Origin of the sequence: uncultured Tateyamaria sp. (genome assembly GCF_947487805.1) — a bacterium.
Classification (GTDB): Bacteria; Pseudomonadota; Alphaproteobacteria; order Rhodobacterales; family Rhodobacteraceae; genus Tateyamaria.
Window position 1 is genome coordinate 23,037 of record NZ_CANKXW010000002.1, and the last position, 13,097, is coordinate 36,133.

Sequence of the window (13,097 nt, forward strand, 5' to 3'; positions counted from 1 at the left end):
GGGGGGATCAATTGACACTGTTCTAACAGGAGACATTCATGTCCTTTGTGAAACTCACGACGTCGGCTCTGGCCATTTCCGCCGTTGCTGCCACCGCTGCCGCGGCACGCGACCAGGTGCAGGTTGCCGGTTCGTCCACCGTTCTGCCCTATGCCTCGATCGTGGCCGAAGCTTTTGGCGACAACTTTGACTTTCCGGCACCGGTTGTGGAATCGGGCGGGTCATCGTCGGGCCTGAAGCGTTTCTGTGAAGGTGTTGGCGAAAACACCATCGACGTCGCCAACGCGTCGCGCAAGATCCGCGAAAAAGAGATCAAAGCCTGTGCCGAAGCGGGTGTCACCGACATCATCGAAGTGCGCATAGGCTATGACGGCATCGTCTTCGCCAGCCAGATCGACGGCCCGGCCTATACCGCTTTCGAGCCTGCCGACATCTTCAACGCGCTGGGTTCCAAGGTTCTGGTTGACGGTGCTATCGTCGACAACCCGCACGCCCAGTGGGCCGACTTCAACGCCGACCTGCCTGCCGTTGACATCGTGGCATTCATTCCCGGCACGAAGCACGGCACACGCGAAGTGTTCGAAGACAAGGTGCTGCTGAAAGGCTGCGAAGACACCGGCGCGATGGCCGCCATGATGGAAGCCGGCATGTCCGAAGATGACGCCGAAGACGCCTGCATCGACGTGCGCCAGGACGGCAAGTCCGTGGACATCGATGGCGACTATACCGAGACGCTGGCGCGCATCGACGCCAACCCCAACGGCATCGGCATCTTCGGTCTGGCGTTCTACGAGAACAACACAGACAAGCTGAAGGTCGCGACCATGGGCGGCGTTGCCCCGTCGACAGAGACGATCTCGACCGGTGAATACCCTGTGTCGCGTCCGCTGTTCTTCTACGTGAAGAAAGCGCATATCGGCGTGATCCCCGGCCTGAAGGAATACGCATCTTTCTTTGTTGCCGACGAGATTGCCGGCCCCGACGGCCCGCTGGCGCAATACGGTCTGGTGTCCGATCCCGAGCTGTCCCAGACACAGGACGCGGTTGCCAACGAATCGACAATGGGCGGCGGCAGCTAAGGCGCCGTAACCCAATGGGGGGCGGCGTTACTGCCGCCCCCTTTTCTATGCCAATGAATGCGTCTATCTGCCGGACGTGACACTGACCCTTGCTGCATCGGAGCCGTCATGCCCCTTTCCTGGCTCATCCTCGTTATTCTTGCCATCGCGGCCATCGGCTATGTGCTGGGACGGTCCCGTGCGTTGCAAAGCGCGAATGGCGACGCCCGCGATCTGCATTCCCTGCCAAGTTACTATGGGGCCTACGTAGGGATGTGGGCTGTTGTGCCCGCCAGCGCGATTTTGATCATCTGGCTGCTGGCGCAGCCTTATTTCGTAAACGGCCAGGTGCTGGGCACATTGCCTGACAGCATCGTGGCCGAAGGCAGCTCCGTCGGGCTGGTGATGAGCGATGTGCGCCGGGTAGCCGAGGGCCTTGAGACGGCCATTGCCCAAGGAGCGGTCAGCCGCGCCGAGGCCGATACGATGGACGTCGGCACGACGGACATTCGGGAGATGCTGGGCGATGTGGGCGTAGCACTTGGATCGGCCGTCAGCGCCGAAGTGCTGACCGCGGCACAGCTTTACCGTGGGCTGAATGCGACCGGCAGTCTGGTGATGACCGTGCTGGTGTTGCTGATCGCCCTGGGCGGTGCCGCTTTTGCCTGGTCGCGCTCGAACGCACAGTTCCGCGCGCGCAACGTGGTCGAGCGCGGTGTTCTGGCGCTGTTGATCGGGGCCGCGTCCATCGCCATCCTGACGACCATCGGCATCGTCTTTGCCCTGTTGTTCAACACAATCGAATTTTTCCGCCTCTATCCTGCGTCGGACTTCTTCTTCGGCACCAGCTGGGCGCCCAGCTTTTCCGGCCGGGGCGGCGCGTCGGATCTGGGTGTGCTGCCGCTCTTGTGGGGCACGTTCTACATCTCGCTGATCGCACTGCTGGTGGCCGTGCCGGTGGGCCTGTTCTCTGCCATCTACCTGTCGGAATATGCCAGCCCGCGTGTGCGCAGCATCGCCAAGCCACTGATCGAGATCCTCGCCGGTATTCCGACAATCGTTTACGGCCTGTTCGCTCTGCTGACGGTCGGGCCGATCCTTGTGTCACTCTTTGGCAAGGAAACGGTTGGCTGGATGTCGGGTGGAACGGCGGTGATGACTGCGGGCCTGGTCATGGGGATCATGTTGATCCCATTCGTGTCCTCGCTGTCCGATGACATCATCAACGCGGTGCCGCAGGCGATGCGCGACGGATCTTACGGCTTGGGTGCCACGCAGTCCGAAACCATCCGCCAGGTGATCCTGCCTGCGGCGCTGCCCGGCATCGTGGGCGCGATCCTGCTGGCGGCAAGCCGCGCCATCGGGGAGACCATGATCGTGGTCCTCGGGGCAGGGGCTGCGGCCCGGCTGAGCCTGAACCCTTTTGAGGCCATGACCACCATCACTGCCAAGATCGTCAGCCAGCTGACCGGGGACGCCGATTTCGCATCGCCGGAGGCGCTGGTCGCCTTTGCGCTTGGCATGACCCTCTTTGTCCTGACGCTGGGGCTGAACATCTTTGCGCTGTATATCGTGCGCAAGTACCGGGAGCAGTATGACTGATGACTGACGCAAGCATGGATCCCGCCGCACGCCCGGCCAAGTCGGGCCTGACCGTCACCGACGCACGCACACGCAAGCGCAACGCCGCCGAAAAACGGTTTCGCGCCTATGGAATGGCCGCCATCGGCCTGGGCCTTCTGTTTCTTTTGTTCCTCTTCGGATCGATCCTGAAATCGGGCCTTCCCGCGTTCACGCACACGATCGTCAGCGTCGAATTCACCATGTCCCAGGCGGACGTGGACGACGCCGAAAGCAAAATGCTCAAGACCAAGGCCTACGAGAATTTCTTTATCGCCGCGTTGCAATCGCAGTTGGAAGCGAGCGCGCTCGACGTCGCGTTCGACGCCAAGGCCATTGAGCGGATTGTGGGCAAGACTGGCGGTACAATCCGGTCCCACTTCAAGGACAACCCCGGCGATATCGGCAAGCCGGTTGCCTTTGAGCTTGCCGCCTCGTCTCGCGTGGATGGCTATTTCAACGGCCGGGTGACGCGCGAAACCCTGGTCGACAGCCGGTTTCTGCAACTGACCGATCTGGATCTGGTCGATGCGCTGAAGGAGGCCGGGATCATCCAGTCGGCCTTTAACTGGAATTTCATCACCGGCAAGGACAGCGGCGTGGACAATCCCGGCGGCGCAGGCCTTGGCGCGTCGGTGATCGGGTCGTTCTTTATGATGCTTGTGGTGCTGTTCCTGTCGCTGCCCATCGGGGTCGCGGCATCGATCTACCTAGAGGAATTCGCGCCCAAAAACCGGTTCACCGACCTGATCGAGGTGAACATCTCAAACCTGGCCGCTGTGCCGTCCATCGTGTTTGGTATCCTCGGCCTTGCCGTTTTCATCCAGTTTGCCGGGCTGCCGCAATCGGCACCGCTTGTGGGTGGCCTGGTGCTGACGCTGATGACGCTGCCCACGATCATCATCTCGACCCGCGCGTCGCTGGCCGCGGTGCCGCCGTCGATCCGGGATGCGGCACTGGGGGTAGGGGCGTCGAAAATGCAGTCGGTGTTCCACCACGTGCTGCCGCTCGCGATGCCCGGCATCCTGACCGGCACGATCATCGGTCTGGCGCAGGCGCTGGGTGAAACCGCGCCGCTCTTGCTGATCGGGATGGTAGGGTTTGTCGCGCGGGAATATCCCGAAGGGTTTATCGCGGGCTTTACCGACGCCAACTCGGCCATGCCCGCGCAAATCTACACCTGGGCCAGCCGTGCTGATCCGGGCTTCTATGAAAAAGCGTGGGGCGGAATTATCATTCTGCTGCTCTTCCTGATCACGATGAACACAATCGCCGTGATCTTGCGGCGCCGCTTTGAACGCCGCTGGTAGGGGCACCGCCATGAATGACATGAGAATTGTGGAGAGAGACGTGAAAACCAACGAGGTCAAGATCGCGGCCAAGGACGTGCAGGTGTACTACGGCACCAACCACGCCATCAAGGATGTCAGCGTCGATATCGAAGACAAGACAGTGACCGCCTTTATCGGCCCATCGGGCTGTGGAAAGTCGACTTTTCTGCGCTGTATCAACAGGATGAACGACACAATTGATGTATGCCGTGTCGAAGGCGACATCCGTATCGACGGCGATGACATCTATGACGCCAAGGTCGATCCCGTGCAGTTGCGCGCCAAGGTCGGCATGGTGTTTCAGAAACCGAACCCGTTCCCGAAATCGATCTATGACAATGTGGCCTACGGCCCCCGGATCCATGGCTTGGCCAAGAACAAGGCGGATCTGGATGATATCGTTGAACAATCCCTGCGTCGTGGCGCCATCTGGAACGAGGTTAAGGACCGGCTGCATGCACCCGGCACAGGCCTGTCCGGCGGTCAGCAGCAGCGTCTGTGCATTGCGCGTGCCGTGGCCACGGAACCTGAGGTTCTGTTGATGGACGAACCCTGTTCGGCGCTTGACCCGATTGCCACCGCCCAGGTCGAAGAGCTGATCGACGAGTTGCGCAAGAATTATTCGGTGGTGATCGTCACGCACTCCATGCAGCAAGCCGCACGGGTCAGCCAAAAGACCGCGTTTTTCCATCTGGGCAATCTGGTCGAGTTTGGCGAAACCGGCCAGATCTTTACCAATCCCGTCGATCCACGCACCGAAAGCTACATCACTGGCCGCATCGGCTGAGGAGCAGAGACATGCAAGACCAACACATCGCATCGGCCTTTGACCGCGATCTGGAAGCAATCCAGGCGCAGATCATGAAAATGGGCGGGCTGGTCGAAAACGCCATCCTCGAAGCAGCCATCAGCCTCGAAACCCGCGACGAAGAGCGTGCCGAAGCCGTCCGCAAGGCGGACAAGGCCATAGACGCGCTCGAAGAGCTGATCAATGAAGAGGCCGCGCGCGTGATCGCACTGCGTGCCCCGACGGCGGTTGATTTGCGCCTTGTTCTGACCATCATCAAGGTGAGCGCCAACCTGGAACGTATTGGCGATTATGCAAAAAACATCGCCAAGCGGACAAGCGTCTTGTCGCAGTTGGCCCCGGTGAATGACAGTGCGGGTGCGCTGCGCCGTATGGCCAAGGAAGTGGAGCGGATGCTCAAGGATGCGCTGGATGCATATATCGCACGGGATGCGGCCTTGGCGCAGGACGTGATTGATCGCGACACGGATGTGGACCAGATGTACAACGCGCTGTTCCGCGAGTTCCTGACCTTCATGATGGAAGATCCGCGCAACATCACCGCGTGCATGCATCTGCATTTCATCGCCAAGAACATCGAACGTATGGGTGATCACGTCACATCCATCGCGGAGCAGGTCGTGTATCTGGTCACTGGCGCGACGCCGGACGAAATCCGGCAAAAAGCCGACGAGACGTCGTTGCAAGCCTGAGGAGATCACGGGAATGTCTGCCGATCAGCCCAGAGTGCTTGTCGTCGAGGATGAACCGGCACAGCGCGAGGTCCTGGCCTACAACCTTGAGGCCGAAGGGTTTTCCGTGAGCCGTGCGCAAGACGGTGAAGAGGCGTTGCTACTGGTGGATGAAGACCTGCCGGACATCATTGTCCTGGACTGGATGATGCCGAACCTTAGCGGGATCGAGGTTTGTCGGCGGTTGAAAATCCGGCCAGAGACACGGTCCATCCCGGTGATCATGCTGTCGGCCCGGACCGAAGAGGTCGACAAGGTGCGCGGGCTGGAAACAGGCGCAGACGATTATGTGGTCAAACCGTATTCCGTCATCGAACTGATGGCGCGCGTGCGCAGTCAATTGCGGCGCGTGCGTCCGTCGACGGTGGGGCAGACACTGGAATTTGACGACATCGTTCTGGATTCAGAAAGCCACCGCGTCACGCGCGGATCGGACGAAATCCGTCTTGGCCCGACGGAGTTCAGGCTGCTGAGCACATTCATGGAAAAACCCGGTCGCGTCTGGAGCCGCGAGCAGTTGCTGGACCGGGTTTGGGGACGTGACATCTACGTTGACACGCGGACGGTCGATGTCCACATCGGGCGACTGCGCAAGGCCTTGACGTCACACGGTGGCGGTGATCCTGTACGAACGGTGCGTGGCGCTGGTTATTCGCTTGGGTGAAGTTGACGCCGTAGAATGTTGTAATTGATGCTGTAATGTCAGTTTTGGCTGTCTGAAAATTTTACATAATGTGGATTATAGGGCAATTGAACGTGCGCTGAGGTTTATTGCGCCAACGCTGCCAGCGCCGCCTCGCATACGGCGATGTCCTGGTCTGACGAACCAGAGCCTACCCCGATCCCGCCGACACATTCACCGTCAATTACGATGGGCATCCCACCACCCAGATGCGTCACGTCACCGCCTGTCGCTGCCGCGATTGCAGGCGCCACATGTTCAGGAATTGCGTCGCTGGGCGCGCGGATGGACGCGGCCGTGCGCGCCTTGGCTTCGGCGCTTTTCAGGCTGAGATATTTCGCACCGGTCATTCGGATCGATCCCAATGTGACGCCACTGGCATCAACAATGACGATGCATTGCGGTTGATCCATGCTTTCGGCCCCGCGTACCGCCGCAGTCAGCATCGCGAGTGTTGCGGCATGAGTGAGCTGGATCGTGTTTTGAGTGAACATGGGTTCCCTCCCCTGATCTGATTTGTTATCGGTAACATATCAGCTTCGAACACAGAGGAAAAGCAGATGTCCAAAGCAGAGATTGGCGTGATCGGTCTGGGTACTATGGGTGCCATGTTGGCGCTGAACATTGCGGATAACGGGTTCTCGGTGGCGGTTCACAATCGGACGGCCGCACGCATTCCCGAGTTCATGGACATGGCAGGCCCTCTGGGAGAGCGGATCACCGGGCACGCGACACTGGAGGATTTTGTCGCAGGTCTGGCACAACCGCGTAACATCGTTTTGATGGTCCCTGCGGGTGATGCCGTGGATGCCCAGATTGCACAGCTGCGGCCGCTTCTGGACGAAGATGACATGATCATCGATGCGGGCAATGCGAACTTCCACGACACACAACGCCGCGCGAAGGATGCCGAGGACGCCGGGGTGCCCTACCTGGGCATCGGTGTTTCTGGCGGTGCCGAGGGTGCCCGGTTTGGCCCGTCGATCATGGGGGGTGGCACCCGCGAGGCATGGGATCGCGTCGCTCATATCCTCGAAAAGATTTCCGCCAAATACGAAGACCACCCCTGCGCCACGTATATGGGCGCAGGTGGCGCCGGGCATTTCGTCAAAACCGTACATAACGGGATCGAATATGCGGACATGCAGCTGATTGCCGAGGCTTACGGCGTGTTGCGCGATGGTCTGGGCAAGGATGCCGCGGCCTGTGCCAGCATTTTTGACAAATGGAACGAAGGGCCGCTGCAAAGTTACCTGATCGAGATTTCGGGCAAGGTTGCCGAGGCGACGGATCCCGAAACAGGCGCGCCCATGCTGGACATGATCCTTGATCGCGCAGGGCAAAAAGGCACTGGCCGCTGGACGGTGATAGAAAGCCAGATGCTGGGCACCCCCGTTCCGGTGATCGAGGCGGCGGTGGTTGCGCGCAACATGTCCGCAGCACGTGATTTGCGGCTGGCGGGTGCTGCGGCCTTTGGCACGCCCGACCGAACGATTGCCGAGGATGCGCTGACGCTTGGCGATCTGGAACAGGCGCTGATTGCGGGCAAGGTGCTGTGCTATGCACAGGGCTTTGACCTGTTGGGCAAGGCAAGCACAGACTATGGTTGGTCCCTGCCCATGGCCGAGATTGCGAAGGTCTGGCGCGAGGGGTGCATCATCCGCTCCGCGATGTTGAATGACATGGCGGCTGCACTGTCTGACGCGCCGGATCAGAACCTGGCTCTCGCCCCCTATTTCCACAAGATCCTTGAGGACAATATCGCAGGGCTGCGCAAGGTGGCCGTCGTGGCCATGACAGCCGGGCAGCCGGTCCCTGCCCTCGCTGCCGCGCTGAACTATTTCGACACGCTGATCAGTGCGCGGACGACGGCCAACATGCTTCAGGCGCAGCGCGACTATTTCGGCGCGCACAGCTTTGAACGCACCGACGCGGAGGGTGCGCATCACGGGCCGTGGCTGGATCAGCACCTACAGGGGTGAGACGCCGTTGACGTTCAGGAACACTGAATAGAGCGAAGTTGTCCCGGCGATAAACAGCCGGTTCAGCTTTTCCCCGCCAAAACACACATTCCCGACCAGTTCGGGGATGTGCACCTTGCCGATCAGCGTGCCATCGGCGTTCAGACAATGCACGCCATCCGCAGCGGAGCTCCAGATGCGGCCGTCCCGGTCCAGCCGGAACCCGTCGAAAAGCCCTTCGGTACATGTTGCAAACACGTCGCCACCACCGAGGGTTCCGTCGGCGTTCACGCTGTGGCGACGGATGTGTTTGGGGCCCTCCGCATCATGGGTGATGCCCGTGTCGGCGATATAAAGGAACTGCTCATCCGGTGAAAACGCAAGGCCGTTGGGTTTGTAATAGTCGTCGGCCACGATCGAAATTTCACCCGACGGATCCACGCGGTAGACATGGCAGGCCCCAATCTCGCTGTCAGCGCGGTTGCCTTCGTAGTCCATGAGGATCCCGTAACTGGGATCGGTGAACCAGATCGACCCATCCGACTTGACCACCACGTCATTGGGCGAATTCAGCCGCTTGCCCTCATACTGGTCCGCAATAACCGTGATGCTGCCATCAAGCTCCGTCCGCGTCACGCGGCGCGTCAGGTGTTCACAGGACACCAGCCTGCCCTGCCGGTCGACCGTGTGACCGTTGGTGTTGTTGGAGGGCTGGCGAAAGGTCGAGACGCTGCCATCGGTATCGTCAAACCGCAGGATGCGGTTGTTCGGGATGTCCGACCAAAGCAGGTAGCGGCCGGCCGCAAACCACACTGGCCCTTCGGACCAGCGCGCGCCCGTCCACAACCGTTCGACGCGCGCATGGCCAACAAAGCACGCCTCAAATTCCGGCTCAATGACTTCGAACCCCGTCCCCTCGATGACGCCGTACATCGCCCTCTCCTTCTGTCTTGTCCCCGAGGCGTGTCATGCCCCAACCCGGTGCGGGCCCCTGATTGCCCGGATGCGCGCGATCCGTGCCCCAGATGGCCTGATAGGTATCGATGGCCATCCCGCGCCGCTGCAACTGGACGAACACGATGACCAGCAGGGTCCACCATACCGCCAAAGCCAGCCACATCCAGACCGGTCCGTTGGCTTTCCACAGCCCCAACGCAATTGTGCACATGGCGAGCACTATTGTTCCATAGCCGATCAGCTTGTGGGACGCCTCGAACATGCGGCGCCATGGGGTCATGTCATAGTGGTGACCGCGCAATTCAGTGTCCGTAGGCCCGCCCTTGGAGCCGCGAAAGAGCCCCAGCAGGATTTGCAGTGTGGCCCCCGTCAGCACTGCGTAGCCCAGCCAGTTGTGCAGGCTCATCGCCGCCAGGTCGCTTGGCAAGACGAGGGCAAGGCCGATGCAGGACAGACCCACAACAATCGACTGCCCGATCCAATGGCTGCGCCACCAGACCTGATTGTCCAGCGTCCGCGGCCAGTCCTGCCCGGGCATCACCTTGAAAAACCGTGCGATGATCACTGCCAGCGGCGCCAGAATGCCCCAGCCCAGCACCATGAGCCGCGCATGCCATGAAATGGCCAGACCCACCTCGTGTGCACGGGTTGGGTCAATCGGGGCCAGCAACCAGTCCATCAGCCTTTGACCGCTCCGGCGGTCATGCCCGTGATGATCTGGCGCGATGCCAGCAGGGTGAAGATGATGGGCGGGATCGCCAGCAGCATGCCCGTGGCCATGATCACGCCCCATTCGACGTTGAATTCCGACATGTTGTTCACGATCAGGATCGGCACGGTTTTCGTGTCACGGTCGCTGAGCGCCGAGGCAAGAAGGTATTCGTTCCAGGCAATGCGGAAGGTAAAGATCGCCGCCGCGGCAAGGCCGGGTTTGATCAGGGGCAGCACCACCTTGAAGAACACCTGAAACGGGCCTGCGCCGTCGACACGGGCCGCTTCTTCGAGTGACCGGGGGACCTGGACGATAAAGCTTTGCAGGATCCAGATCACGAAAGGCAGGTTCATGGCGACATAGATCAGGATGATGCCCGAATGGGTCCCGGCCAGGCACACGTCCCCCCTGCCCCCGAACGTATCACGGATCGCGCCGCCGATTAGGCCATCGCGGTCGAGGCAAAATTCATTGTTCCACAGGCCAAAGACCGGCACCAGCAGCACTGCGGGTGGCACCATGCGCACCATCAGTGTCGTCAAGGATACAGTATCGCGCCCCATGAACCGGAACCGGACCAGCGCATAGGCCGACATGCAGCCGATCACCAGCGTCAGCACGGTTGAGACCAGCGCGATGATCAGCGAGTTGATAAAGGCCCCGCCAAATTTCAGCGAGCAGAAGTCGATATGGTCCGGCTCGTACCAGAGCACATCGCAAAGCGCCTTTTCATAGTTCTGGATGGTGGGCAGAAAGATGAGCCCGGAGGTGCCTGAAATAATGTCCACGTCCAGTTTGAACGAGTTCATGAACATCAGGATGACGGGGCCCACCGACATGAATACCAGCAAGGCAATAACAGCGTAAAAGGCGGGGTTCGTGCGCGTGTTTTGCGAGGACATCAGCTTTCCTCCTGAATTTCAGCATTCAGACGGGCAGCGCGCGCCTCTTGCCAGCGGTTAAAGGCGAACATCGCCACGGTGAGCAGAAGCAGCAGGATCAGTAGGTAGTTGGACATGGCCGCAGCGACGCCCAGCTCGCGGAACTCCGTGGCGGTTCGGCTGATCCGCAGGGCAAGGATCTCGGTCGACAGGCCCGGCCCCCCTTCGGTCATAACGAGGATCACCTCGAGCACCTTGAACGCGTCGATCAAGCGCAACAATGCGGTCACGATCAGGACGGGCATCATCAGGGGCAGCTTGATATGGACGATCTGCTGCCATGGGGTTGCACCGTCAATCCGCGCGGCCTCAAGCGCGGAGCGCGGCAGCGATTGCAGTGCCGCCAGCGCGAGGATGAAGATGAACGGCGTCCACTGCCAGATGTCGGCGATGATCACACTCATCAGTGCGTAATCGCCCAACCAGTCCACGCGGGGCAATCCGACACTGTCGAGAAAGCGGTTAAACGTGCCCACGGTCGGGTGGTACATGTAACGCCACATGAGGCCCACAACGACGGGGGCGATCATCATGGGCAGGATGAACATGGTGCGCAGCACGGAAATGCCGCGAATGTCGCGATCCAAGAGCAGGGCCAGGCCGACGCCAATCACCATCTCGATGGACACCACAAAGAAGGCAAAGCGTAGCGTGACGCCAAGGCTTTCGTGAAAATTCGGGTCCGACCACAGGAAGATATAGTTCTTAAGGCCAACAAACTCGGCCTCGCCGATGGTCTGGCTGGGGTTCCAGTCGCGGAACGATCCCCAGATCATGTAGCCCAACGGGTACATCAGGGCGATGGCCATGATGATCACGGCCGGTGCCATGAACATGTAAGGCGTCAGTCGGTTCGCCATCGCAGTCCGCATGGGTCTTGCCTTTGGTCAGAGAGGAGAAAAGAGCCGAGGCGCGCGCGATGCGCACCCCGGCAGGAGGAAGGCGTTACTGCCAGGTGTAATAGCCGGCATCTTCCATGACGGCGCGCGTGCGCTCGGCCACACCATCCAGGGCTTCCTGAATGTCGAGGTCTTCGGTCAGGACCTTGGACATGGTGGTGCCGATATCCGCGTTGATCTTGCCCCAGACGGGGATGATCGGACGCCAGTCGGGGTCAGCATATTTCAGCGCTTCACCAAATGTGGCGGAGAACGGGAATTTCTCGTTCAGGCCCGCATCCTGGTAGGTCGAGAACCGCGAGGGGTTGCCGCCTTCCATGGCCACCATCAGGTCACCCTTTTTCGAGGTCAGCCATTGCATCAGCAGGAAGGCCGCTTCCTTGTTCTCGGCGTTCTTGGGGATGGCGATGCCGAACCCACCTGTCTGGCTGCCACGACGCACACCCATCGGGTGCATGGCGTAACCGACCTTGCCGACGACCTTGGACCGCTCGGGGTTTTCAAAGCCGGGCATAAAGGCAATCGAGTCCATGAACATCGCCGCATCGCCGTTGGCAAATGCGTTTGCGGCCTCGGACGGGCCAAAGCTCATCGCGCCTTCGGGGCCACAATCGACGATTGTTTTAAGCGCGTTGGCCGCCTCGACGCCTGCGGCGTTGTTGATGATCGGGTTCCACTGGTCGTCAAAGACACGACCGCCAAGGGGTGCGAGATGCAGCAGGAACGCGTGGCTTGCCTGGTGACCGGAGGCCGCACGCGATGCCATGCCGCCCATGCCCGGCTCGACCTCGGGGATCTTGCAGGCCGCATCCAGAAGCTGATCATATGTTTCGGGCTCGGCGATGCCATGCTTGTCAAAGATGTCCTTGCGATAGGCCAGGACGGATGTCTCGGACCCGAACGGGATCCCAAAGAGCGAGCCGGTTGGGCCGGGCAGATAACCCTTGGTGCCGCCTGCAACGCCGATGTTCTGGACATAGCCGTCAATCAGGTCGTCGGCGTCATAGCTGGGGTCCGACAGTTTCGGATTCATGAAGTACTTGGCCAGGTTTTCCAGCTGGTCGGCGAACACATAGTCCGCCTTGGAAAACACCACGTAGGAGATCAGGTCATATTCACCTTCGTCCTGTGCCAGCTCGAGCGTCTGACGCTCGCGCATCTTGAGATAGGGCAGCTGGTCGACCTCGACCTCGATGCCTGTCTCCTTGGTGAACTCGGGCAGCACCTTCATCACCGCGTTGTAATGCGGGTGGGCCGGGAAATTCACGATCACGGTTGTGCCCGCGTAATCCTCGTACGGGTTGGCAAACGCGGCCCCCGCCATGAATGCCGCGGTGGTCAAACCGACGGCCGTTGATTTCAATCCATTTAGCATGTGTTCCTCCCTAGAACGTTTA

Annotated in this window: 13 protein-coding genes; 7 read left to right on the top strand and 6 right to left on the bottom strand. The window is 60.4% G+C overall.

Annotation, left to right across the window (positions count from 1 at the left end):
* The first annotated feature begins 38 nt into the window (after positions 1-38).
* The 6 genes from Q0949_RS05760 to phoB all read left to right on the top strand — a co-directional run bounded on the left by Q0949_RS05760 (position 39) and on the right by phoB (position 6,212).
* Positions 39-1,079 (top strand): substrate-binding domain-containing protein, encoded by a 1,041-nt coding sequence (locus Q0949_RS05760; protein WP_299369580.1) that lies wholly within the window; start codon positions 39-41, stop codon positions 1,077-1,079.
* Positions 1,080-1,187: 108 nt separating this feature from the next.
* Positions 1,188-2,660: a phosphate ABC transporter permease subunit PstC gene (gene pstC, locus Q0949_RS05765; protein WP_299369582.1), complete on the top strand. Its 1,473-nt coding sequence runs from the start codon at positions 1,188-1,190 to the stop codon at positions 2,658-2,660.
* Positions 2,660-3,988 (top strand): phosphate ABC transporter permease PstA, encoded by a 1,329-nt coding sequence (gene pstA, locus Q0949_RS05770; protein WP_299369584.1) that lies wholly within the window; start codon positions 2,660-2,662, stop codon positions 3,986-3,988. Before pstC ends, pstA begins: the two co-directional genes overlap by 1 nt.
* 10 nt (positions 3,989-3,998) lie before the next feature.
* Positions 3,999-4,796, top strand: coding sequence for a phosphate ABC transporter ATP-binding protein PstB (gene pstB, locus Q0949_RS05775; protein WP_299369586.1), 798 nt, complete (start codon positions 3,999-4,001; stop codon positions 4,794-4,796).
* 11 nt (positions 4,797-4,807) lie between these two features.
* Positions 4,808-5,509 carry a phosphate signaling complex protein PhoU gene (phoU, locus tag Q0949_RS05780; protein ID WP_299369588.1) on the top strand — a complete coding sequence of 234 codons (702 nt, stop codon included), beginning with the start codon at positions 4,808-4,810 and terminating at the stop codon, positions 5,507-5,509.
* A gap of 13 nt (positions 5,510-5,522) precedes the next feature.
* Complete coding sequence (gene phoB, locus Q0949_RS05785) at positions 5,523-6,212, top strand: phosphate regulon transcriptional regulator PhoB (RefSeq protein ID WP_299369590.1); 690 nt, start codon at positions 5,523-5,525, stop codon at positions 6,210-6,212.
* 104 nt (positions 6,213-6,316) lie between these two features.
* Here phoB and Q0949_RS05790 read toward each other — a convergent pair whose 3' ends face one another.
* Complete coding sequence (locus Q0949_RS05790) at positions 6,317-6,724, bottom strand: heme-binding protein (RefSeq protein WP_299369592.1); 408 nt, start codon at positions 6,722-6,724, stop codon at positions 6,317-6,319.
* Between the two features lie 66 nt (positions 6,725-6,790).
* Between Q0949_RS05790 and gndA the strand changes: the two genes are divergently transcribed.
* Positions 6,791-8,212, top strand: coding sequence for an NADP-dependent phosphogluconate dehydrogenase (gene gndA / locus Q0949_RS05795; protein WP_299369594.1), 1,422 nt, complete (start codon positions 6,791-6,793; stop codon positions 8,210-8,212).
* Here the strand turns inward: gndA and Q0949_RS05800 are convergent.
* From Q0949_RS05800 to Q0949_RS05820, 5 genes are all read right to left on the bottom strand, one after another.
* On the bottom strand, positions 8,201-9,124 hold the full coding sequence (locus Q0949_RS05800) for an SMP-30/gluconolactonase/LRE family protein (RefSeq protein WP_299369595.1): 924 nt from the start codon (positions 9,122-9,124) through the stop codon (positions 8,201-8,203). The two genes, gndA and Q0949_RS05800, sit on opposite strands and share 12 nt — an antisense overlap.
* Complete coding sequence (locus Q0949_RS05805) at positions 9,084-9,827, bottom strand: cytochrome b561 domain-containing protein (RefSeq protein WP_299369597.1); 744 nt, start codon at positions 9,825-9,827, stop codon at positions 9,084-9,086. The genes Q0949_RS05800 and Q0949_RS05805 overlap by 41 nt, the downstream gene beginning before the upstream one ends.
* Positions 9,827-10,762: a carbohydrate ABC transporter permease gene (locus tag Q0949_RS05810; RefSeq protein WP_299369599.1), complete on the bottom strand. Its 936-nt coding sequence runs from the start codon at positions 10,760-10,762 to the stop codon at positions 9,827-9,829. The genes Q0949_RS05805 and Q0949_RS05810 overlap by 1 nt, the downstream gene beginning before the upstream one ends.
* Complete coding sequence (locus Q0949_RS05815; protein WP_299369601.1) at positions 10,762-11,673, bottom strand: sugar ABC transporter permease; 912 nt, start codon at positions 11,671-11,673, stop codon at positions 10,762-10,764. Before Q0949_RS05815 ends, Q0949_RS05810 begins: the two co-directional genes overlap by 1 nt.
* Positions 11,674-11,746: 73 nt before the next feature.
* The gene (locus Q0949_RS05820) at positions 11,747-13,075 is read right to left on the bottom strand and encodes an extracellular solute-binding protein (RefSeq protein ID WP_299369603.1); all 1,329 of its coding nucleotides are present in this window, start codon (positions 13,073-13,075) and stop codon (positions 11,747-11,749) included.
* Between the last annotated feature and the right edge of the window lie 22 nt (positions 13,076-13,097).

What these genes read in the sequence shown, in the direction of transcription:
- pstC (WP_299369582.1), top strand. Translation starts at nt 1,188, where the DNA reads ATGCCCCTTTCCTGGCTCATCCTCGTTATTCTTGCCATCGCGGCCATC.
- phoU (WP_299369588.1), top strand. Translation starts at nt 4,808, where the DNA reads ATGCAAGACCAACACATCGCATCGGCCTTTGACCGCGATCTGGAAGCA.
- phoB (WP_299369590.1), top strand. Translation starts at nt 5,523, where the DNA reads ATGTCTGCCGATCAGCCCAGAGTGCTTGTCGTCGAGGATGAACCGGCA.
- Q0949_RS05815 (WP_299369601.1), bottom strand. Translation starts at nt 11,673, where the DNA reads ATGCGGACTGCGATGGCGAACCGACTGACGCCTTACATGTTCATGGCA.
- Q0949_RS05820 (WP_299369603.1), bottom strand. Translation starts at nt 13,075, where the DNA reads ATGCTAAATGGATTGAAATCAACGGCCGTCGGTTTGACCACCGCGGCA.
- gndA (WP_299369594.1), top strand. Translation starts at nt 6,791, where the DNA reads ATGTCCAAAGCAGAGATTGGCGTGATCGGTCTGGGTACTATGGGTGCC.
- pstB (WP_299369586.1), top strand. Translation starts at nt 3,999, where the DNA reads ATGAATGACATGAGAATTGTGGAGAGAGACGTGAAAACCAACGAGGTC.
- Q0949_RS05790 (WP_299369592.1), bottom strand. Translation starts at nt 6,724, where the DNA reads ATGTTCACTCAAAACACGATCCAGCTCACTCATGCCGCAACACTCGCG.
- Q0949_RS05800 (WP_299369595.1), bottom strand. Translation starts at nt 9,124, where the DNA reads ATGTACGGCGTCATCGAGGGGACGGGGTTCGAAGTCATTGAGCCGGAA.
- Q0949_RS05810 (WP_299369599.1), bottom strand. Translation starts at nt 10,762, where the DNA reads ATGTCCTCGCAAAACACGCGCACGAACCCCGCCTTTTACGCTGTTATT.
- pstA (WP_299369584.1), top strand. Translation starts at nt 2,660, where the DNA reads ATGACTGACGCAAGCATGGATCCCGCCGCACGCCCGGCCAAGTCGGGC.
- Q0949_RS05760 (WP_299369580.1), top strand. Translation starts at nt 39, where the DNA reads ATGTCCTTTGTGAAACTCACGACGTCGGCTCTGGCCATTTCCGCCGTT.
- Q0949_RS05805 (WP_299369597.1), bottom strand. Translation starts at nt 9,827, where the DNA reads ATGGACTGGTTGCTGGCCCCGATTGACCCAACCCGTGCACACGAGGTG.